The organism is Bacillus nitratireducens, assembly GCF_036320425.1.
Classification (GTDB): Bacteria; Bacillota; Bacilli; order Bacillales; family Bacillaceae_G; genus Bacillus_A; species Bacillus_A nitratireducens.
The window spans coordinates 906,007-928,385 of sequence record NZ_JAUMJO010000002.1 but is presented as its reverse complement, the minus strand read 5'-3'; the positions used below and the strand labels follow the sequence as shown (position 1 = coordinate 928,385).

17 protein-coding genes and 1 pseudogene are annotated in these 22,379 nt (G+C 35.2%); 6 read left to right on the top strand and 12 right to left on the bottom strand.

From position 1 onward, the window contains the following. Positions 1-156: 156 nt before the first annotated feature. Together Q3V31_RS11000 and Q3V31_RS10995 are read left to right on the top strand one after the other, a co-directional pair. Complete coding sequence (locus Q3V31_RS11000; protein WP_000842202.1) at positions 157-735, top strand: sensor domain-containing protein; 579 nt, start codon at positions 157-159, stop codon at positions 733-735. 114 nt (positions 736-849) lie between these two features. Continuing rightward, on the top strand, positions 850-2,637 hold the full coding sequence (locus Q3V31_RS10995) for a helix-turn-helix transcriptional regulator (RefSeq protein WP_000886417.1): 1,788 nt from the start codon (positions 850-852) through the stop codon (positions 2,635-2,637). Between the two features lie 259 nt (positions 2,638-2,896). On the opposite strand, the gene Q3V31_RS10990 is transcribed toward Q3V31_RS10995, so the two are convergent. The 4 genes from Q3V31_RS10990 to Q3V31_RS10975 all read right to left on the bottom strand — a co-directional run bounded on the left by Q3V31_RS10990 (position 2,897) and on the right by Q3V31_RS10975 (position 10,743). Further along, positions 2,897-5,287, bottom strand: coding sequence for a penicillin acylase family protein (locus Q3V31_RS10990; protein ID WP_033670448.1), 2,391 nt, complete (start codon positions 5,285-5,287; stop codon positions 2,897-2,899). Positions 5,288-5,394: 107 nt separating this feature from the next. Then, positions 5,395-8,832, bottom strand: coding sequence for a DUF4132 domain-containing protein (locus Q3V31_RS10985; protein ID WP_414093520.1), 3,438 nt, complete (start codon positions 8,830-8,832; stop codon positions 5,395-5,397). A 117-nt stretch (positions 8,833-8,949) separates the two neighbouring features. Next, positions 8,950-9,720, bottom strand: a complete 771-nt coding sequence (locus Q3V31_RS10980) for a DnaD domain-containing protein (RefSeq protein WP_016129893.1) — start codon at positions 9,718-9,720, stop codon at positions 8,950-8,952. Between the two features lie 441 nt (positions 9,721-10,161). Beyond that, positions 10,162-10,743: a TetR/AcrR family transcriptional regulator gene (locus Q3V31_RS10975; RefSeq protein WP_000113336.1), complete on the bottom strand. Its 582-nt coding sequence runs from the start codon at positions 10,741-10,743 to the stop codon at positions 10,162-10,164. Between the two features lie 221 nt (positions 10,744-10,964). On the opposite strand from Q3V31_RS10975, the gene Q3V31_RS10970 reads away from it, so the two are divergent. Next, positions 10,965-12,212 (top strand): MFS transporter, encoded by a 1,248-nt coding sequence (locus tag Q3V31_RS10970; protein ID WP_000338943.1) that lies wholly within the window; start codon positions 10,965-10,967, stop codon positions 12,210-12,212. A 145-nt stretch (positions 12,213-12,357) separates the two neighbouring features. Here the strand turns inward: Q3V31_RS10970 and Q3V31_RS10965 are convergent, their stop codons facing one another. Beyond that, positions 12,358-12,816 carry a hypothetical protein gene (locus Q3V31_RS10965; protein ID WP_090814338.1) on the bottom strand — a complete coding sequence of 153 codons (459 nt, stop codon included), beginning with the start codon at positions 12,814-12,816 and terminating at the stop codon, positions 12,358-12,360. A 331-nt stretch (positions 12,817-13,147) separates the two neighbouring features. Here Q3V31_RS10965 and Q3V31_RS10960 point away from each other — a divergent pair. After that, positions 13,148-13,834, top strand: a pseudogene (locus Q3V31_RS10960) (DNA alkylation repair protein). Positions 13,835-13,931: 97 nt separating this feature from the next. Here Q3V31_RS10960 and Q3V31_RS10955 read toward each other — a convergent pair. Further along, the gene (locus tag Q3V31_RS10955; protein ID WP_001071916.1) at positions 13,932-14,264 is read right to left on the bottom strand and encodes a DUF3895 domain-containing protein; all 333 of its coding nucleotides are present in this window, start codon (positions 14,262-14,264) and stop codon (positions 13,932-13,934) included. Positions 14,265-14,744: 480 nt separating this feature from the next. Here Q3V31_RS10955 and Q3V31_RS10950 point away from each other — a divergent pair, with 480 nt between their 5' ends. Next, entirely contained in the window at positions 14,745-15,845 is a 1,101-nt protein-coding gene (locus Q3V31_RS10950; RefSeq protein WP_000231460.1) for an S-layer homology domain-containing protein, read from the top strand. Between the two features lie 647 nt (positions 15,846-16,492). Here the strand turns inward: Q3V31_RS10950 and Q3V31_RS10945 are convergent. The 6 genes from Q3V31_RS10945 to phaZ all read right to left on the bottom strand — a co-directional run bounded on the left by Q3V31_RS10945 (position 16,493) and on the right by phaZ (position 21,770). After that, positions 16,493-17,224, bottom strand: coding sequence for a M15 family metallopeptidase (locus Q3V31_RS10945; protein WP_033656609.1), 732 nt, complete (start codon positions 17,222-17,224; stop codon positions 16,493-16,495). Between the two features lie 48 nt (positions 17,225-17,272). Then, positions 17,273-18,508, bottom strand: a complete 1,236-nt coding sequence (locus Q3V31_RS10940) for a CapA family protein (RefSeq protein ID WP_090814337.1) — start codon at positions 18,506-18,508, stop codon at positions 17,273-17,275. Between the two features lie 572 nt (positions 18,509-19,080). After that, positions 19,081-19,281, bottom strand: coding sequence for an NETI motif-containing protein (locus tag Q3V31_RS10935; protein WP_000166302.1), 201 nt, complete (start codon positions 19,279-19,281; stop codon positions 19,081-19,083). Next, positions 19,265-20,461 (bottom strand): MFS transporter, encoded by a 1,197-nt coding sequence (locus Q3V31_RS10930; protein WP_000062777.1) that lies wholly within the window; start codon positions 20,459-20,461, stop codon positions 19,265-19,267. The genes Q3V31_RS10935 and Q3V31_RS10930 overlap by 17 nt, the downstream gene beginning before the upstream one ends. Positions 20,462-20,579: 118 nt before the next feature. After that, positions 20,580-20,807: a hypothetical protein gene (locus Q3V31_RS10925; protein ID WP_000549478.1), complete on the bottom strand. Its 228-nt coding sequence runs from the start codon at positions 20,805-20,807 to the stop codon at positions 20,580-20,582. 60 nt (positions 20,808-20,867) lie between these two features. Then, complete coding sequence (gene phaZ, locus Q3V31_RS10920) at positions 20,868-21,770, bottom strand: intracellular short-chain-length polyhydroxyalkanoate depolymerase (RefSeq protein ID WP_000594865.1); 903 nt, start codon at positions 21,768-21,770, stop codon at positions 20,868-20,870. 188 nt (positions 21,771-21,958) lie between these two features. Between phaZ and Q3V31_RS10915 the strand changes: the two genes are divergently transcribed. Further along, positions 21,959-22,378 carry a MarR family winged helix-turn-helix transcriptional regulator gene (locus tag Q3V31_RS10915; protein ID WP_000343682.1) on the top strand — a complete coding sequence of 140 codons (420 nt, stop codon included), beginning with the start codon at positions 21,959-21,961 and terminating at the stop codon, positions 22,376-22,378. The last annotated feature ends 1 nt before the right edge of the window (position 22,379 follow it).

Here is a 22,379-nt window from a genome sequence, read left to right as displayed (position 1 = left end):
TTATGGTGATTCATATAAGCATCTTTTTTAACCAGAAGTAGGTTACTCTCCCCTTTTTAGCATCATTTAAAAATGTCATATGACACTTTTACACTAGTGAGAATGACAAAAAAAGCAGTACAATTCGGTTATTACATAGATAGGAGCGAGAACTTTATGAAGTCAAGATTCATCCAGAATGGTTATTTTTTATTGCTAACTTTCGTTACAGGATTGTTTTATTTTTGTTTTTATCTAATAGCTCTGCTATTCAGTTTCACCCTTTCATTTACGGTAATTGGGATTCCACTAGTTATACGCGTACTACAGACTACGACACCTTTTATCCAATTCGAGCGCATACAGACGAAAATTTATACAGATATTTCGACCGACACTTACGATAGAAGTATAAAAATGGATACATCAAACTGGGCTCAGGTGAAATTAGTGCTTACAGATCGTCGTACTTGGTCTGCTGTCTTTTGGTTAATGCAGAAATTAGTGATTGGCATTTTCAGTCTCATTAGTGCAATCATTTTTTATGTAATGCCACTTATGTTGCTGTTGGCACCACTACTGTATCGCTACATTGAAATGAATATTATATTCATACAGATAGATACTTTTGCTAAGTCACTCTTTGTAATGTTTATAGGTATAGCATTTACCGCCATAAGTATTAAAATAGTAGATCGTTTGACTAAGAAACTTGGGGGCTATACACGTAGCATGATTCGGCAACTAAATCGATAGAAGTTTGCCTTTTGTGAGAGAATTGCAGTGTAAAATTAAAAAGTATAACAATGTATGAAGGATTAATTTATAATATAGGAAGTAAAAAGGTAGGCTACTTAGGGGGTAAATGACTTGTTAGATATGGTTAAGTATTGGTTTTGGTACGATTGGATTATGTTAGGAGTCCGTATACTTGTTAGTGTCTCTATCGCCATAACCACATTAGATTTTCAGGATAGTTTAACATTGCCACTTTGGATTATTATTCTTTGGGAAATTATTGCCTTCTCTGTTCCATGGGTAGCCTTACTATTCAATTATAAATATTATTTGTTCACAGAAATACTGCTATATGGTGGACTGTGTATATATTTAACTTCTTTATTTCCGGAAGCTAACGTTACATTTCTTATATCGGCTTTTCTGATTGCTGCGAATAGTCAGCATTTGTCCTATTATTGGACAGCTCCAACAACAGTTTTTATAACAACTGGAATTTTCTATGCGGTTGCGCCAAGTAATAGCTATTGGATTATGGTTACCTACTATGGACTTGCTTATGTAATGGGCTTCGCTTTCCATTTATTAATCGTCAATCATAAGCAAAATGAAGCGATTCGTAAACAAAACGCGGTACTTGAACAATATATGTCTCAGATTGAACGCATTACACTGGCAGAAGAACGGAACAGACTGTCGAGTGAGCTTCATGATACAGTTGGTCACGCTTATACTTCTATTATTATGGGGATGGAAACGTTGCGTACCGAACTTGCTACTGAAATGGGTATACAGAGGCTAGATTCTCTGCTTGAAATGGGACGTAAAAGCATCGAGGACGTGAGAGGTTACCTACATCAAATGGATTCTCCGTGTCAATCGTCTTCCTTGATTCAATCTCTACAAAATCTTGGAGCCGAATTTCAGGAGCACGCTCAGGTAAATGTAAGTTTTAGGACATTCGGAGAGGAATATCAACTATCTCGGCAAGCGAAGATCGCATTCATTCGTTGCTTACAAGAGTCCCTTACGAATGCAGTACGTCATGGTCAGGGGACTGAAATTATAGTTTCATTGCAGTTTGAACAACAATATACGAGGTTAGAAGTTCAAGATAACGGAAAAGGAAATGTAGAATGGCAGGAAGGCTTCGGTATGAATGCGATGAAAGAACGGGCAATAAACTTGCAAGGTCAATTGTCTGTATATACAAAGCCAGAGGAAGGAATGCTTGTTACTTGTACCATACCGCGACAAACTGAAATAAAAGATGGACTTATTCGTTTGTTAATTGTAGACGATCAGCCATTTGTTCGGGAAAGTTTGAGGACACTACTCGATAGATATGAAGATTTAAATGTAGTCGGTTTGGCTGAGGATGGCAATCAAGCCATCGATTTGTGCGGGCGCCTTCAACCCCATGTTATACTTATGGATTTAGATATGCAGCACATGGATGGAATCGAAGCAACCAAAAAGATTAAGCAACAATGGCCACATATCCGCGTATTGATTTTTACAACGTTTCAAGATACCGAACAGGCATTGGAATCACTTCGCAACGGTGCGGATGGTTTTTTACTTAAATCTATTGAAACGTTGGAGCTAGCTAATACGATCCGACTTATTCACAAAGGTGGGACACTAATTGATCAGGGAATGTCTCACAAAATATTTGAGAAGTTTGATGAGCAAAAAGAGACACCACAATCAAAAGCAACCGCTTATGAGCTAACAGCTAGGGAGATAGAAATATTGCAGCTAGTAGCAAAAGGACTTCGATACACTACCATAGCATCAAGGTTATATTTATCGAATGGTACGGTCAGAAATTATGCTTCCACAGCTTATACAAAGCTAGGAGTTCGTAACAAGGAAGAAGCTATCCTCAAGGCTCTAGAAATTGGAATTATTGAATAACAAAATGTTTTGCGGTGTATAAAAATGAGTAACAAAGAGACAGAACGCTTTGTGTGGTTTCTTTTGTAACAGAGTAAATAAAGCCCGTTATCGTATAAGTAAATGTTAAAACATTTACTGTTTTGTAATAATAAAATCATTGAATCTTATCCTCTAAAATACAAAAGCCTACTATCCATTTAACTGATAGTAGGCTATTAAAATTATTTAAGAACTGGGTTATGCTCTAATTTATAAGCTTTCATCAGAGGAAATATTATCACTTCGGCTCTAAAGTTAACACTTTCCCCTCTATCCCCTCCATATTCAATGTAGTCGTATGATACTCACCATTTACCCAATCATCTATTTGATCGTGATACCAATCGCTTCTAAAGTTTCCTGATTGTCCTGGTCCTACGATATGATAACCGTTTGACATATCTTTCGTATCAATAACAAATCTCCAAGATGCCCCGTGATTGACAATACCGTTATCTCCGTAACTCGCTGCTTGAACGGTAACTTGGCTTCCGCCAATTGGAACTGGTGCTTCACGATTAAATGCAAGTAGTGCTAACATACTAGATGATCTCGAAATTGGATGTGTAAAAGCAAGTTGATGGTAATCGCCCCACTTCCACTCCGCAACATCGGGTCCATATTCCTTCTGCAATTTCTTCATTACATTCTCATACGATGTATGCACAACTTTTGTGAATCCTCCGTACTTCGTAAACCAAGCGCTATTTTCTCCTGCCACTTCTTTTCGAATCAATTCATCAACAACTTGTGACTTCCCTTCAAATAACTCCATCACATCTTTCGGTATTTCTTTTGAAAATAACGTATTCGAAATCTCTTTCATTAATAAATGGAATAGTAATGGTGCCGCTTCATCTTTACTATCGTAAAAATTCCACTTTGTTAATTGTTTTACGCCTTCTTTCTCTACTTCATTTAAAGATGCTTTATTTAACTCTTTTAACAATATAGGAGCAAATTCTTTCCCATATAAATTTTTTTGATCCATCTGTAAGTCTTCTAAATCTTTCACTGTATATTTTTCCTTCTCTTGTAAAAACTCTTGAATACGCATTTGCCTATACGGTTGCGCCCACGTATTACTAATATGGTACGGATAATTATCATCAACAATTTTATTATTTGCAGTTGAAATAAACCCTTGTTTTGGATTTATTACTTTTGGCAGTTGATCAAACGGAATATACCCTTCCCATTCATATTCATCTGTCCATCCTGGCACTGGCAAACTACCATCGCCTTTTTTACGCACTGGTATATTTCCGTTCGCTTTGTAAGCAATGGTTCCGTCATTTGATGCGAATACAAAGTTTTGAGTTGGTGTATGAAAATCTTGAAGAGCAGTTTCAAACTCATTCCAGTCTTTCGCTTTATTCATATTTAATACAGCCTTTAATTCAGCTGATGGCTCTAAAGCAGTCCATTTCAAAGCAAATACTGTTTTCGTTTTCTCTTTCTCTTTATCTGCAAACTCTGAAATGACTGGACCATGCCTCGTAACCGTCACGTTATACGGAATTGTTTTCCCGCCTTTTACTTTAATAGATTCATCAACAACCGTAGCTTTTTCCCACTTATCGTTATACAAAAATTCATTTTCATTATTAGGATTTCGCTTCTCAATATATAAATCTTGCACATCAGGACCAGTATTCGTAACGCCCCATGCTATTTTGTCATTGTGGCCTAATATAACACCTGGCACTCCCGCGAAAATAACGCCACTTACATTTAAATCTTTCATTTCAAGTTTCGATTGATACCATATGGAAGGCGTCGCAAGCGATAAATGAGGATCATCCGCTAAAATCGGCTTACCAGACGCACTCTTTTCACCACTTATGACCCAGTTATTACTACCATTAAACTCTGGTGGAATGATCGTTTTTGCAAAACTTTGTGCTACATTCACATTTGTATTTTCCAGTTCAGCTAGCAATCTAGGTGCATCTTTCGGATATGTAGGAAATAACTCATTTGCTTGCTCTATCGAAAGATTTTTCAGCGCCCAATATCGAAACGCCTGTCCATGCCAATGTCCGCCTAAATCAAACGCCATATACTTTCCAATTGTTAGAGAATCCACGATTGACCATTCAGCAGGCTCATAACCTAATATAGTAAACTCAACCGGCAATCTCTTTTCCTCTTTTGCCTCGCGTATAAAAGCGTTCACTCCATCAGCAAATGACTGCAGGGCATATTTCGCTTCCCCATCATATTGACTAACAGACGCTTCGGCTGCTCGCCGTAAACCGAGCGTTCGAAACAACTTATCTCGATCAACAGCTGCTTCCCCAACAACCTCACTTAACATACCAGAAGCTTGTCTTCTACTTAAATCCATTTGAAACAAACGATCTTGCGCTTGTACATACCCTTGCGAGAAATATAAATCATGCGCATTTTCCGCTTTAATATGCGGTACACCTTTACCATCCCGCTTCACCGTAACAGCATGTTGTATATCCTCTAGCTTTATCGTTCCATCTATCTTTGGCATAGATCTCAGCGTATATATGTTCAAAAAAATCGCTGTACAGATAACTAACAAAAGAACGATACTACTAGACCAAATAAAAATTCTCTTACCCCTAGTTCGTTTCTTCTTTATGACGACTTCCATATCCATATAACCCCTCCTTTCTCAAACTATTCGCTTCTATTTAAGGAAGAACCTTTTAGAAAAGTTGAAAAACCCCCTTCATTTTCCTACAAATGAAGGGGGACTTCTTAACGTTTGTTACGCCAGCTTTCATTATGACCAAGATTTGACTCGGTCGCTAATTGCACATCATATAATACTTCACTAAAGAAGCGCTTATCTACTTGTTTTGGTACAATGCGTCTCTCATCATCAATTTCGTCATATTCATATGAACCACGGTTCACTGTACCCGCTTTATAAAATTGAATCTCAAATACACATACATCTTCTTCACCTTCATATCCAATCGGCGCTCCGCTAAATGAAAGCTCTGCCCCTAATCCAGTGCGAGTATCTTCTTTATAAAATGTATAATAAACACCGCCATCTTGAACCGATCCGCGAGTCCATCCAAGTTTCGTCATCTTACCAAATAACGAGCGACCATTTAACAAAATACCGCCAAATCTCTCAACATCAATCTTATCATTTTCCTCTACTACAAACACTGGACGTTCAATTTGTAGAAATGGCTGCACAATTCCGGAATTTGTCAGTTGCTCTTTCCATAGCTCCTTTTCCGTTCCTGATAATTCTAACGGATGAATTAAACCAATAACATTTCCAGGTGAAAGTTCAGGGTTCTCTCCTATCATTGAATAAAATGTATCATCCGCCGCATAACGGAACATTTTCCGCAACGTTCCTTCCGTATATTCACCCCAAACAAGCGAAATAGCAAATTGCTTCATAATTGGATTTTCCAAAAATACCGATTTCCACGTATCATATGACCAGTAGCGTTTTCGTGATAGAGCGTCTTCCAAACGTTGTTTCTGCATAGAAAGAGCACTTCGAAGTTCTTTCTTTAATACGGCTAACTCTTTCTTAGCCTCTTCAGCTTTTTCTATATCATCTTTTGCATTCGGCTTTGGAAGTGACTTCATACGTTTTCCTTCTTCTGTCTCTAATTCAATTTTCGACTCAGAAGTTAAAATAGCAGTAAAACATCTATTCCCAAAATCAATCTCCTTCTCACCACTTATATTGAAGCCAAGATCTGGTGCCAGTTGATCTTCCAACTCTTCTTCTGTTATACCACGTGTTTTCGCAGCAAGACTTAGTGCTTCTTTTGCCGCATTACGCACTAACTTATGCTTATATTTAAATGCCATCGCATGAATAGACACAAGTGCAAGCTTAGATGAGGACAACCCTAGAGCCCGAACAGCATCTGCTGCAATCTTCCCTCTCATATCAAGCACCCATTCATCAATTTGCTTTTTAAGTATACCGACCATTTTATCATCACTATACATGCCATATAACGAAAGAATACCACGTTTCTTCACATCTGCATCTTGAGAAATCCATACTTGATATATTTCTTGTACATATTCCTTCAAGTCTTGTTCATTCAAAATAGTACTAATTACTTCAGCCGCATCTTTCTTCTCAATAACGGAATCTGATACATACTGATTTACATATGCTAGCGGAAGTTTTACATCGGCTATTTCATTTGAATTACGAAGACGAATTTGTGGTTCGTTCCCAATCCATTGCACAAATGAATTTCTTTTTTGTTCCGTTACTATACGACTGCAAAGTTCTTCTATATTTTCTGAATCTCCACCCACTTCAAGTAACGGAGCAAATTTCCCAACAAAGGAAGCATTCTTCTTTTCTTGTAAAGCTTCCTGTACAAGTTGTATATATTTTTCAATCTTATACTCTATTAGTATCTTCATCACATTTTCACGAACAATTTTCTTTTTATTATGAAGTTCAGCTGCTACATCTACCGCAGCTCCTACATCTTTTGAAAGAATTTCCACTACAGACTCACGCATTTTTTTAGATGAATCTCCTAAGCATTTGATCAAAATGGGACGCATTTTGATCATGTTATCCTTAGCTAACTCTTCTAAAATATACGCTTTGGCCACAGCAGAATACTCATCAAATCGTTCAATTATGTACGCTTGTTCTTTTACAATGACATGAACAAGCGCTTCCTTCGCCTTGTTTCTCTCTTCACTGTAGCATGCAGCTTGTTCAACTGCATAAGTGATAAGCTTTTCCTTACTTAATCCATACGAAAGAAGATCTTCTAATACTTGTTTCGGTTCTATCCCTCTGACAGAACATTCGTACAGAAGTTCGTATAAATTAACGTTATATTCATCTCCGAATTGCAGTGTAAGTACAGCTTCCCTCTTCGCTACATCATCTACATCCCAAAGGAGCGCAACCTCTACTACTGGCATCCCCCAATACATACTTCTATACTTAGGATTTTTAAGTATTTGCTCCATATCCTCAAGTGACAATTTCCCTAGTAAATAATCACGATATGTATCACGTATTGTAGACAATTTAATTTGCAAAGCAGCGACAAAAAATTCTTCTCGCATTCTCCCTCTATTTAACTCATACCCTTTTTCAGCTAACGTTCGTGCGATAATGAGATAATTAATTTTACTTACATATTGCAAAGTACGTTGAACAAATTCAGGATTTTCTTCCGCCATGAAGCATAGCAATTCATATTCATACGTCTTACAAAATTCTCCATTATTTAAATCATGTTGCCTCAAGCGATGTGCAAAAAAACGTTCCTCAGAAATCCAAAACTGTTTACAAAAACTTTGAATTTCTTCATATGCTTTCTTATTTATACTACCTGTTCTTTTGTAGTTTTGAGGCTGGCCGAGAGCTTGACACATATAACGTGTAGCATAGTTTATAAAACCCCAAACATTTTTCTTCGCTACTATTTCAACATATCGCTTCGCAACATTTGAATACTTATGAATACTAAATAATAGCCGCCAAATGTATTCTGGTAAGCTTCCACCTAAAAATAATTCCCTATCACTTTCACCTTTTATATATCTTTCAACTGCTTCAATCTTTTCCTTTTCTCCATTCAAATTCAATATAAATTCAGCATGTTCTTTTAATCTCTCGTCCAATAAAGAGCTATATGTACAGAATCTTTCATAATCTACTTCAAACATTACGAGAAGTAAAGATAATTGCTGCTGATTTGGTAAAGTGTGTAATTGTTCCTCTATATAGTTCGGATTCTCTTTTGTTAGCCCTTTAAGAAAAACATACGCTTCATCCACATAACTTGAAATATTAGTTAAATATTTACATGCAATTCCTACAAGTTTATCTAAAGGCAGTGCACTTTTTTCTAAATAAATCTTCATATTAGCAAAATCCACATATTTAAACCTTATTATAAGAACATTTAACAATTGCTCCCCTAGCAAATAATAAAATAATCGAAAGAAAGCCGGATCTTGTTTATATACTTTTCTAAAATCGCTTATAAACTGCTCTGCAAAATCGGCTCTCTTTTGATCTCTAATTGTCGTTAGTTGAATAGCTTTTAAAATTGCTTCTTCTCTCGATTCTAAATATCGCAGCGCTAATTGTTTCTGCTCTTCTGTCATATTAATATATTGAAACAACTTTGATGTACTGTTTGTCAAACCCTGTTCCTCCCGCATCTTTTTATCTATTTATAAAAAATAAAATACCCATATATAATTCCTCTATCATTCAAAAATAGTATAGCATATAATCCACCTAATACGAACGTATATTCTATATCGTATTTATATAAATTAAAAAACACTACTCAAAATACTTCTCCTTCGCTCTAAATTTCCCATCACACTCTTTTCTTCACCAGCATTCTCCGCCTTTTTATTACACCAATTCCTCAAAATCCCCTGCACATAATCGAACGTCCCCTTATTATTCTCAAACGCAATTTTAAGTGCCTCTAGTACTTTATCTCCTGAAACTCTTTGTATCCACCCCTTTAATCCCTTCACGATATATGGAGATAAACTACTAATATTTTGTTCGTAAAACTTGTAAACTTCACTATGCAGAGTGACCTCCTCTACTATTTCTACCTCTTCCTTCTCTTGAATAATTACTTGTTGTGAATTACTACTAATCTCTTCCTCTGGCATTCCAAAATACTGAAGTAATAACGGAATCTTGCATCCTTCTTCAAGACATTTACGCAAAAACTTATGTAGGAACTCTTTACTTTTTACCATCTTTAGCTCACGTAATACACATTTCTCTATGTTCGTATTAAAAATAGGATTATATTGTAACCAATTTATAATGAATAACTCTTTCGTTTCCGCATCATATAAAATCTTCCCGTATTCCACAAACCGGTTCAATAACTTCTCAACAGTTTCCATACTGTAACCAGTTTCAAGCTCTGCCAAACGCTTTGGTAATATGTAAATACCACATTGCTTCGTTTTCGTACCAGTTAACAAATATATGTAAAAATAACGCTCTTCTGGCGTTAAATCTAAAATGAATTCATCTTGCCAAAAGTTCACTTGCACATTACGGTACACCGCCATCAGTTTCCCTCCCGCTCTTTACTAGCAAATAGGAAAATTCCAATCCTTCAATATAAATATAGGAATGAGCAAAAGGTTTTGGCATTCGAGTTCCAATTTTTTTACTACTACCACGCCGGTTTTATTTTTTCGCACTTGTTTTGTTCTTGTAGTTGTTTTTGTTTTGTTTTTTCTTAGTGATTTATTACTTGGTAGGTGCTTATGAGGGGCTTTGAAGGGGCTTATATTGTTTTCATTCCCCTCTTGTCTGATGTCTAATTACAAATGTCGCCAACAATCTTCATACATTGCAGGCCATCATTATGATTCACCTACTCATATTTACCCGAAAACAAAAAGCACCCGTTGCCTTCGTAGACAATTCAGTGCTTTAAGGTTGAAAGTTTATAAATAAAAGTGTCTATAATCGTAATAGTTGATTGAAATACAATTCTGTTACATTTATTTTAGTAACGATAATATGATACATACCGTATTATCTACAACTGAACGTTCTGGGCGAGATTTCATTAACACTGTTAATCCAATTAATGAAGTGACTAGCGTTTGCGCCAATGCTTTAGCATTCACATCACTTTGTAATTCTCCAGACTGAATACCTTTGGCAATCAATTCTTGAAATATAACTGAAAGATACATTTGATGTTCTCTAGTCAACACTTCAAATTTTTCATTATGAGGAGAAAGCTCCACCATTGTGTTAATACAAAAACAGCCTTTATTTGATTCTCTTTTATATTCCTCTTCCACCATATCTTCAAAAAATGTACGAATGGCCTCTTTTACAGATTGTTCCTTTTGAAGTTTTGTTCGAATGCTAGTCGCATGTATATTTGTGTATCTCCGTAGTGCAGCTTCAAACAGCCCTTCTTTATCACCAAATGCTGCATATAAACTCGGTCTTTGTATTTCCATTTTAGCAGTTAGATCGCTTAATGAAGTAGCGGCGTATCCTTTTTCCCAAAAAAGTTGCATAGCAGCATCCAAAGCTTTTTCTTTATCAAATTCACGTAGTCGAGCCATTTAATCCCTCCTCTTTCTTCACCTGTTTTCTAACTTATACATCACGTTTTTATGTACTAATCAGTATATTATATATTGTATTAAATTATAAATGATATGTCAAAATAAACTAAAAATTATCCACAATTCACTTGACACAATAACTTATCCCTGATTATATTTTAATTAAGAAATAAAATACCGTTCGGTACATTATTTTAAAAACAAAAGGAGATGATATTATGGATGCTAAAGAAAAAATGACAACCGCTCTTACACAGAATAATGATCAGTTCCAATCAACTATCAATACAATCATGCCCCGCTATATAACTCTATTATTTTCAATAGCTTGCGGGATGGCTGTGGCGAATATATACTTCGCTCACCCTCTACTTGATTCTTTATCAAATGAGTTTAAGATCAACCATTCAACTATTGGTGTCGTTATTACTATTACTCAAGTTTGTTATGCACTCGGATTACTTTTATTAGTTCCACTTGGTGATTTGTTAAACCAAAAAAGACTTATTATTGTTCAAATGCTTTTATCCGTTTTCGCTTTAATTGTGATCGGATTCGCTCCTTCAAGCACCGTACTTTTTATAGGTATGGCCTTAGTCGGAATCCTTGCGACTGTTACGCAGACACTCGTCGCATACGCATCCATTTTAGCTAATCCAAAAGACCGTGGGCGAATAGTAGGTTTCGTCACGAGTGGTGTCGTAATAGGAATTCTACTTGCACGTACATTTGCCGGAACATTAACAGATCTAGCCGGATGGCGTTCCGTTTATCTTACCTCTGCTGTACTTATGCTCTTCGTAATTGGTTTGTTATATCGTAATTTACCTAATTTTGAACATAAAAAAACAGCTATGACCTATCGTAAATTATTACATTCCGTTCTCTTATTATTTGTAGAAGAGCGCCACTTACGCATTCGCGGAATATTAGCATTGCTCATTTTCACTTCATTCAGTATTTTATGGACTTCATTAGTTTTACCTCTAAGTGCTGCACCATATAATCTATCACATACAGCTATCGGAGTATTTGGTCTTGCTGGAGTTGCTGGTGCATTAGCTGCCACTAAGGCCGGACAACTTGCTGATCGCGGATTCGGAGAAAGAACTACTGGCATAGCCTTATCCTTATTATTACTTTCATGGCTCCTAATTAAATTAATGAACCATTCTCTATTCCTACTAGTTATCGGTGTTATCCTTTTAGATTTAGCTGTGCAAGCTGTACATGTCACCAATCAAAGTATGCTTTTCACAGTGCGTCCAGAAGCGAGAAGTCGCCTCACTGCCAGTTACATGATTTTCTATTCTATCGGCAGTGCAACAGGTGCGATTCTTTCAACCAACATTTATGCAAGCTACGGATGGAACGGAGTTTGTATATTAGGTGCATCCGTTAGTGCTTGTGCTCTTTTATTTTGGGCAATGACCTTACGGCGATCATCACAGCTGAACGAAGAATAATTCATTTATGTTTAAATACGTGTTTTTCTACAAGACTATAAAATAGTATTTACTTTTTAACACAAATCAACGGCATTTTTATATGAAAAATGCTGTTGATTCACAATTTCATGATAAAAGATCCTATACTATCGAAATACATCTACTACAAATTCCCTTTAACGTTTTCGACAATCTCATTTATTGTATTTCGATCAAACTTATCACTAATTTCGTATGTATCACGATCTCCTACTAGTTGTACGCCTACGATATCGTTGCGGTCCTTACCAAATTGCACTTCAATAATAGACCCCTGCTCTATCTGTTTCCAAATGTAACCTGCTTCCTCTTTATTATCTAAAATAATACAATCCTCAATATTTTCATCAATTCCAATTAACTTGTTATCATCTATAAACCCAACCTCATATTGTTGACGTTCTTTCGCTTTGCCGCTTACTAATATACCTTTGCTACCATATGAATAATCCATATAGTTCTTTTTCTCAGATTGTACCGCTTTCGTCTCTTGTGCTTTAGTTTTTTCAGCGTTCCCACAACCCATGATAAGACTAATTGGCATCACCATAGTTAGTACTACCCTAGTAAATTTCTTTATCATTTAGAATCAACCTCACATATTTAATGTAAAACTCCATTTATTACCTTATTAAAGGATAACATGATACTACAGCAAAAGCGTCAAAGAGAAAGCATTATTTACATCCCCTCACTATGTGGAGAGCCATACATCCGTATTGTTTCTTCTCCCTTTTATCTTAATGTTGTATCTTCACAACAATAAAAAACGAACTGAATTATCAAGAAATTAAAGAAAGTAGACATCCTACTCACATAAGATTTAAAATTGGAAAGTATGGAAGACATGATAAAAGATATAGGTTAACTCGCAATTAAAATGGTCTTTATATTAAGGAAGAAAGTGCACAGCTTTGGATTTTAAAACAGTTATGCAAGAGCTTGAAGCCCTCGGTAAGGAACGAAAAAAATATACATATCTAACGGTGCACATGAGCCAATTTTCGGCGTTGCTACGGGCGCTATGAAAATAAAATTAAATCAAGAGTTAGCTGAGGAACTTTATTCCACAGGTAACTACGATGCTATGTACTTTGCAGGCATTATTGCCGATCCAAAAGCTATGAGTGAATCGGATTTTAATCGTTGGATGGATGGGGCGTATTTTTTATATGCTATCTGATTATGTTGTAGCAGTAACTTTATCGGAGTCAAATATTGCACAAGACGTTGCTGATACATGGATTGCAAGTGGGGACGAGCTTACAATGTCTGCAGGCTGGCGTTGCTACTGCTGGCTTTTAGGCAATCGTAAAGACAATGAATTTTCCGAAAGCAAAATTTCCGCTATGCTTGAAATGGTGAAAAATACGATTCATGATTCGCCAGAACGAACAAAATCCGCTATGAATAATTTCCTAAACACTGTAGCAATTTCATATGTGCCACTACACGAAAAAGCAGTCGAAATTGCAAAAGAAGTTGGTATAGTTGAAATAAAACGTGAAAATAAAAAGAGCAGTTTGCTAAATGCTACAGAGAGTATTCAGAAAGAACTTGATAGAGGAAGACTTGGTTTCAAACGTAAATATGTTAGATGATCAAAAAAGGTGTCAATCTAAGCAAGATTGACACCTTTTTTGATGAGAAAAACGAATGAACTCCCCTAGGAAATTATTCATCCCCCCCCTGTACACCTTATCCGTTAAAAACTTCTTCATTCAATTTATAAACCCTATCTCTTTTCTCATCACTTTTGACAAAAATAAGCTTTCCTTCTTTAACAAAACCTTCTAATAGTAAGCATACTTGTCCATATGCTTTCGGCTTATTCGTAGTGAATCTTTCATCGGGTATTTTACCAGCTCGTATTAATTGTTCGCACAGCTCCAGTGCACTTATTTCTTCAGAATTAAATAATCCTAATATATCTTGTTGCAACGGCGATAAAGGTACTGGTTTTTCAGCTACCTCCACCTTTTCTTTTTCGTTTTCTTCTTCAAATAAATCTTCAAATGAAATTTGATTCATTACTTCTTTTCCTTTCTAACGATTGATTTATATAACATGAACTGAATCCTATAAAGAGTAGTTATTGTTATGTATTACTTACCTTATTACATAAATCTCAAACTCATGTACATCGTTTCATATAGTATGTTTTGATTATACCAAATATACGTTCTGTCTTCTATCGTAGATTGAAAAAAGAAGCATTTTACTGTCCACAAATAGCGAAAAGGTATCTAGATGTTTTTGTTGAATGGATTTATAAAAGTAAATTAAGCAAAAATAACTTCAAAATCAACTTTTATTGTATATTTTTGAGTTACTTTACAGTTCACTCTATATACCATTTTTAAATAGAGATGAATATTTATAGATATTATGATTAAGTTTCATGCAGATTAGTAAAATAGATATTTATTCCATAGAAATTTATGGTAAATACTTATCGTTTACATGTTATAATCACGATGTAAATATCTAATATAACAGGGGGGTTCCAAAATGGTCTTTAAAACAAGTAAAGTTAAAAAAATTTTCGGATTAGTAATAACTGCAGCACTAGCAACTACAACGATGGTAGGCACAGTAAATGCAGAAACAACTACGAAAACAAACTTTAATGAAAATAGCTATAAGGTAGTTAGCAATAATGACAATGTATTTACAGATGTACCAAAGGACCACTGGTCAAAAATTGCTATTGATTACTTAGCGGCAGCAGGGCTTTTTAAAGGATATGGAAATGGGAAATTTGGTTTTGGGGACAATGTTACTAGAGGACAGGTAGCTTCTTTAGTCAATCGACATTTAGGTTTAATAGCAGACGATAAACAGGCGAATATGTTTAGTGACATTACAAATCATATGTTTGAAAAGGATATTAAAGCCATTGCGCAAGCTGGAATTATGAAAGGTGATGGAACAGGTACATTTCGTCCAGATGATGTATTAACTCGGTATGAGATGGCAGTAGTGTTACAAAAAGCATTTCATTTAGAATCAAAAGGACAAGGGAACTTTAAAGATGTACCAAAAGGTCATTGGGCCTACGAATCTGCCAATGCACTGCGTAGTAACCGTATAGCACAAGGTGACGAGGCAGCTAATTTTAATGGAAACATGCTTGTGAAGCGTGAACAGTATGCACAATTTTTCTATAATGCAATAGCAAAGAACAGATCTTATAATTTCAACATCAATTCAAAAGAAGAACTGAAACAAATGTTAACAACAGCTTTACAGAATGGGACGTTTGGTCCATTTAAATTAGATGCACTAGGTAAAGATATATCTGAGGTAAAAAAAGAATTTGGAGCGCCTGATGTTTGGAAGCAAGCACCATGTACAGAATGTGATGCACCTACAACAGCGGTATACGGAGATTATAATATTGATATGTACCCTTCGGACGCTAGATATATATGGGTGAAAATGGATATCTCTATCAACGAATTAAAAGAGTGGTTTGGTGAACCAGATGGAATCGGAGAGGATATGACTAGTGAAGGCTTTATATATAATCGAGGAAGCTATTCTCTTTATTTCAGCTTCTCTGATGGTTATATTCAACGCGCTGAAATATCTAAAATTGAACATCATTAATACATTACAAGCAATATAAAATATATACAGCATAAAAAAATCCTTCAAGAACCCCCTTATTCTTGAGGGATTTTATTTTGTTCCTATCTATTTTACATAATACAAAGTTATAAAAACGCCCCAAAGAACGCGATCAAGAGTAAAATTGGTCAATCTCAAGAATATCTACTATTTCATTCAACCAATCTATTATTAACAAAATATCTCTTCACCCTACTCAACGCCTAAAATATTTTCCTTACACCAACTATTTCACCTTGACAAAATTCGCAAGATTCTAACAAATAAAAAAACACTACCAATCGCAGTGTTTGGGCTACCTCTACATGTCTATCAAGCTAAGAAAATCCAACATCCAAAACAAAAATGATAGCGAGGTTAATATTGTAGCACCAGGAAAACAGGCCGTCTCTAAAGCCTAGTTAAGCAGATTCAGTAGGCAAGTATTCTATGTTACGAATGAAAAAGGATCTGATATGAATATCAGATCCTTTTTCACTGCTTCTTTTATAAATTTAATTTCTTGATACATAGGTTCATACGTGCTTACATTATCATACACAGTTTTCGCAATACTAGGAGGAAGATTAACACATCCTCCAGATCCACCTTTTCCGCTGGCTTTTTAATAGAATCAAAGTGTATTTTTATTTGTCGGACTTAATTTTTTCGCAATACTCTTCTAAAGTTAACCCTTTTTCTTTTAGATAAACAGCAACTTCTTTTCCTACGTAACGATAGTGCCATGGCTCATACTTAATGCCAGTAATATTCTCTTTATCTTTTGGATAGCGGAGAATAAACCCATACTCTGCAGCATTCTTATCTAACCATTTGAATGCATCGGTAGTTTCAAATTTTGCATTTAAATCTTCTACAGTATTCTGCCATTCAACTGAAATAATGTCTAATGCTAATCCAGTATGATGTTCACTTGCGCCAGGATACTGAAGATATTCCAATGCCTTAGCACTAGCCTCTTTATCCGACAAACCTTGAGATTTATAGCTTTTAACTGAAGCATCATAATAAGTTTGTTGTAATTTTATAGCTCGATAACCTGATCTTAAATAAAGATTAATTCCCTCTTTTTTTGCAGCTGTTACCATATCCTGATAGGAAGTTGCAATTCTGCTATCGATTTTCATATTTGGCTTAGCATTTTGGGTGATACTTGTTAATTCAATCCCTAGTTCCTTTGGTAACATATGCTCTCTATTTACAAGGATAATTCTCCAATCATTAAGATCAGAGATAGGTAAAACATCTTTTTTATTCGCATTTATCTCATTTTTATTTTTATCGTTATTATTAGTAGTTTCCTGAGATGTTTGCTTTCCACTACAAGCAGCAAGGCTCCATCCCAATGTCAATACCAATGCTAAAATTATAAATTTTTTAATTGTATCTCATTCCTTTTTTGTTTATTAGTCTTTATACCAATTTCCCAACACATCTCTAGGAATATCCTTGAAATCCTCTAAAGAAACGGGTCCGACAAATTTTTTAATCCCATGATTTTTAGAATTTTCATCCGAATAATCTTTTAAAAATTGAATTTTAAACTGTTTCTTACCATCAGCATAGTCGGTTACTGTCGGTACGAGTGCCGCTTGTCGTATACCAAAAGTTTTATCTTCATACTTAACAAATTGTATATAAGATAATCCTCCAACCAATGTTTCTAATTTTTCTTGAGCAGAAATAAGATTTCCAAGAGAATAATAGATTAGCGTTTGATGTCCATCTTTATTTTGTTTCCACTCAATTGGTTGAATTACATGTGGATGATTTCCAATTACTACATCTACACCTAAATCTGTTAAATATTGAGCAACTTCTTTTTGTTGTTTTGAAGGTGTAGAGGTATATTCTACTCCCCAATGCACCATAACAATCACCATATCAGAACTACTCTTTGCCTTTTCCACATCATTTTGTATCGCTTTTTTATCAATTAAATTTAATGCCCAAGACTTATCAGATGGAATTTTAATTCCATTCGTACCATATGTATAATTAAGTAATGCAAAACGAATCCCATTTTTTGTAATCGTTTTTATTTCATTGCGCTCGTTTTGACTCTCATTAATGCCTACCGGGATAACACCTGGATATTTCTTCCAGTATCCTCTTGTATTCGCAACACCTTTAATACCCATATCCATAGCGTGATTTGTCGCTTGAGTCACTATATTGAATCCAGTATCCACTAAAGATTGACCCACTTCTTCAGGTGTATTGAAAGTAGGATATCCCTGTACTTTTAAATTATTTCCTGCAATCGGGGTCTCCTGGTTCACTATAGCAAGATCACTTGATTTAACAGCTTTTTTGATATTTTCATAAATATAGTTATAATCATATGAACCGTCTTTTTGTTTGCCATCTTTAATTACTGCGTCATGGTATAAATTATCACCCGTTGCTAATAAATTCACAACCGATTTTACTTTTTTATCTTCCGTAAAATTAGGAGACTGTTGGATAGGACTTTTATCTACCCAATTTGGTGCTTTTAATGATGTATCTATATTGGATTGAGCCGGTGGTAATGAAGCTTTAGATGTCTTAACATCTGTATTACCACAAGCGGTTAAAAGCACTAAAAAAATAAGACATAATAAAAAAAACTTTTTACTTCTTTGTAAAGTATCTAACATGTGATCCTCTTTTCTGTTTTATTACTTATAACCAGTTCTAACAAATCATTCTTTAAAACAACGTATTTTGGTTTTACCCTTAATTATGGAAGGACACTTTGTTACATCAGCTTCGGAATATACGGATAATCATTTTCCATTTTCTAGCAATCTATCAATTCCATCAGAATTGATAGATTGCTAGAAAAACATGATCCATCAGGATGTCGACTAGATTCTAATCAATCCTCCAGATATTGAGTTTCATATACCTGTTCCAATTGCAGTAACTGATTTAATCTAAACAAGATAGGAGAATAGTTCATATAGCCTCTTCTCTTGCTTTACGTTCGTGAGTGGCTCCAAAAAGAGGGGGTCGTTGCTGTACCCCCTTTGAATATTATGGAATCTTTGTAACTAATTTCTTTACGTTAAGCGACAAATATTATACCGATAAAAACAAGTAAGACCCAAGAACTTATTTTACCAATATACAAAAAAAGTAGCAATCTTTTCTCCGCCCAATATAAAGAAACCATCCAACTCAAACGAATTGGATGGTTGTATACGATAAAGAGGATTTATTATTTGTATTACTTCAATTTCCCCTCAAAAACAATCTTTCTACCACATGGTTCAACTTCTGTTTTCCCGTCTTTCTTCACTTCATGAAAGATTGGCTCTTCCATGCGACGAGATGGTGCGTATCCTTCTTGTTCCATGCGTGCTAAGCAATCTGTAATTGTTTCATTTTCTAGTACTTCAAATTTTTTCTTATTAGGTTGTTTTGTCATGCCCTAACCTACTTTCTATTTTTCTTGATGCGAATTGATTTTTCATGTAAATAATATAAAACATTGCGAGAATACCCATTATAATCATAACTGCAATAAAAAAGCTTGTATACTGTATTTTTTCTATAAATACGCCTCCTAATACAGGACCCATAATACTTCCTAAACTAAAGGCGATTCCAGATAATATATTTCCTGCTGGTAGTAAGTGTCTCGGTAATAAGTCTGTCATAAATCCAAGACCTAATGAGAAGCACGATCCAATTACCATACCAGCTAGAAGCATACAGGCAAAGACGATCCAATAATATTGATCAAATACTGCTGCAAGCAGGAAAATGCCTGTACTTACACTGAACGTCCACGTTAAAATACGGTCTCTCCCGTATTTATCACTTAATATACCGAGTGGAATTTGTGTAATAATACCCCCAACTGCAAACGCTGGTAATAAGAAGGATACATCTGAAACAGACCATCCTTTACGAAGCGCGTATACTGGTAAGTTGCTATTTAACATTGCTTCAAGTACGCCGTATGCAAGTGGTCCTAGTAATGCAATCCAACCTAATCCAACAACTTGTTTATAACGAGAAAATGATGATTCACTCTTCATTTCTTTTTCATCTTGTGCCGGGAATGCATTTTTCGTTGGTAGTAATAAAAGCCATCCTATTAAGCAGAGTATAGTAGATATGATAAATGGTGTTGCAAGACCATACTGAACAGTGCTTGCTAAATACGGACCAACGGCGAAACCAATTCCGAAGAATACACCGTATATCGACACTTGTCTACCTATTTTACTCGGGTCCGATGTTGTCGTAATCCATGTTTGCGTTCCAACATGAAGCATATGATCTCCAACACCAACTAGGAACCTAAGAATAAACCATACCCAAAATGAAAATGTTTGTGTAAAAAAGAATAATGAAATAATAACGAGAAACCCACCAATTACGATAATTGGCTTCATTCCAAACTTTTGCATCGGTTTTTCAAGAAACGGTGAAATAAATAATATCCCAATGTATAATGCCGTCGCATGAATACCGTTAATACTTGAACTAACCCCTTCTTGTTCAAAAATCATTGCAATGGCAGGTAAGAGCATCCCTTGTGACAAACCTGAGATTGCAACAATCCCAACCATAATCCAAAAAGTAAAACGCATCGACATCCTTTTCCCTTCCCTCTCCTTTTCACGCTTTCCACTTTTCATTATAAACTGTTTTTTCAAATGCGTGTACGAATATTGACATAAAAAAAGAAGCTAAAAGAAGTTACTTTTTAGCTTCTTATCCTTCCCAAACTTGTGCTTTCACATGGTAATGAAAATGTTTAAAATATGGATTTTCATAAAATGAAGGACCATATAAGTATTGATGTGAATGAGCTATTGATGGCTGCTGCACTTGTAAAGGAACTACAGCTGATGCAACTTGCATATACATCGGATTAATAATAATTTTTATATATTGATGATTATTATATGGAGAATGATATATTAAAAACGGTTTATGCATTGACTCTCTCCCCTTATACATACAAATGCTATAGTATATGCACGGTTTATATTTCGGGAATTATTTATTGTCTAACCAATCCTCTACATGCTGTATAAATACATCTAAACAATCAATAAACGGTGAATGCCCGCAATCTTCTAACACCTTCAACTCCGCATTTGGCAAATGTTTCGCTAATTCCTCACCAACTACTTGTGGTACGACATAATCGCGGTCACCTTGTATAACGAGAGTTGGAGCTTGGATACGGTGAATGTGTCCATTTCCTCGCACAACACCATTATGTTCATCTGAAATATTAAATGTAACTAATGAATAATTCACATCAACGAAATTGCGCTGTGTTAACATATCATCTAAATACTTTTCATAACGATCCGGTTCAGGTTGATTATGTGTATATATTAATAGATTCCACACTGTACGGTAGTATACTTTATTCATATTTTTTATTGCATCTAGTACTGGTGCAATTTGCACTGGGTCTTGCGCAATTTCTTCTTTCGTTTTTAATAAACTCGATACGATTGGTTGCCCGTTAATATCTTTTTTAAATATCGGGTATCCTTTCATCCCTACCGATTCTACTAATATTAGTTTTTCTACAAAAGTTGGGTGGCTCGCTGTAAACTCCATCGCAACACCGCCGCCCATTGACCATCCCATTAATGAAAATTTCTTCAAATTTAATTTATCTATAAAAAGTTTCACATCTTCTGCAAAGTCTTGTAAAGAATCTATCGCCTTATTATACGTCGATTGTCCAAATCCTCTTAAATCAATTGCGTAAATATGATATTGCTTTTGTAATTTCTCAATAACTAAATCAAAGTGTTGTGACGATGTCATATTCCCATGAATGAGTACGAGCATTTCTTCATTTTGCCTTCCAACTTCTTGATACGCAATCGTTTCTCCGTTCGATAGTGAAACAAACTCCATTGTTGCAGGCTTAATCATCACAAGTTCCCCCATTCTTTTAATAGAAAGAAAATTCTTTACTTATTTAAAGAATACCATGTAGAATGTACGTTCTCAATACAAAATCTATACGAAATTCCCCCATAAAACAACATGTCTATTACTAGACAATTAAAATAAAAAGGTATATAGTTAGCTAGGTAACTAATTTGAAAGGATCAAAATACATGGACGAAAAACAACATTTTTTCCACATTGTCAGTCAAACTTCTCGTAAGTTTACGAAGAAATTTAATGAACGTGTATCTCCAACAGGATTATTTAGTGCGCAATGGGCCGTTATTTTCCGCATTAATCAAACCGGTTCTTGTACGCAAACAGAATTATGTCAGTATTTAAATGTTGAATCACCAACGATGACTCGTACATTAACACGTATGGAAACGATGGGTTGGATTATTCGTACAGAAGGAAAAGACCGCCGTGAGAAGCTCATTTCATTATCGGAAACAGCACTAGAAATGATTCCAGTATGGCAAGAAGAAGTTGATGCTTTCGAAGAAAAGACGCTAGAAAATATTAACGAAGAAGATTTACATCAAGCATTTGAAGTACTACAAAAAATTATAAAAAATTTAGATGATTAAA

What these genes read in the sequence shown, in the direction of transcription:
- Q3V31_RS10980 (WP_016129893.1), bottom strand. Translation starts at nt 9,720, where the DNA reads ATGGCGGTGTACCGTAATGTGCAAGTGAACTTTTGGCAAGATGAATTC.
- Q3V31_RS10915 (WP_000343682.1), top strand. Translation starts at nt 21,959, where the DNA reads ATGGACGAAAAACAACATTTTTTCCACATTGTCAGTCAAACTTCTCGT.
- Q3V31_RS10955 (WP_001071916.1), bottom strand. Translation starts at nt 14,264, where the DNA reads ATGAATCAAATTTCATTTGAAGATTTATTTGAAGAAGAAAACGAAAAA.
- Q3V31_RS10930 (WP_000062777.1), bottom strand. Translation starts at nt 20,461, where the DNA reads ATGTCGATGCGTTTTACTTTTTGGATTATGGTTGGGATTGTTGCAATC.
- Q3V31_RS10940 (WP_090814337.1), bottom strand. Translation starts at nt 18,508, where the DNA reads ATGTTAGATACTTTACAAAGAAGTAAAAAGTTTTTTTTATTATGTCTT.
- Q3V31_RS10990 (WP_033670448.1), bottom strand. Translation starts at nt 5,287, where the DNA reads ATGGAAGTCGTCATAAAGAAGAAACGAACTAGGGGTAAGAGAATTTTT.
- phaZ (WP_000594865.1), bottom strand. Translation starts at nt 21,770, where the DNA reads ATGATTAAGCCTGCAACAATGGAGTTTGTTTCACTATCGAACGGAGAA.
- Q3V31_RS10975 (WP_000113336.1), bottom strand. Translation starts at nt 10,743, where the DNA reads ATGGCTCGACTACGTGAATTTGATAAAGAAAAAGCTTTGGATGCTGCT.
- Q3V31_RS10935 (WP_000166302.1), bottom strand. Translation starts at nt 19,281, where the DNA reads ATGACAAAACAACCTAATAAGAAAAAATTTGAAGTACTAGAAAATGAA.
- Q3V31_RS10950 (WP_000231460.1), top strand. Translation starts at nt 14,745, where the DNA reads ATGGTCTTTAAAACAAGTAAAGTTAAAAAAATTTTCGGATTAGTAATA.
- Q3V31_RS10970 (WP_000338943.1), top strand. Translation starts at nt 10,965, where the DNA reads ATGGATGCTAAAGAAAAAATGACAACCGCTCTTACACAGAATAATGAT.
- Q3V31_RS10965 (WP_090814338.1), bottom strand. Translation starts at nt 12,816, where the DNA reads ATGATAAAGAAATTTACTAGGGTAGTACTAACTATGGTGATGCCAATT.
- Q3V31_RS10985 (WP_414093520.1), bottom strand. Translation starts at nt 8,832, where the DNA reads ATGCGGGAGGAACAGGGTTTGACAAACAGTACATCAAAGTTGTTTCAA.
- Q3V31_RS11000 (WP_000842202.1), top strand. Translation starts at nt 157, where the DNA reads ATGAAGTCAAGATTCATCCAGAATGGTTATTTTTTATTGCTAACTTTC.
- Q3V31_RS10925 (WP_000549478.1), bottom strand. Translation starts at nt 20,807, where the DNA reads ATGCATAAACCGTTTTTAATATATCATTCTCCATATAATAATCATCAA.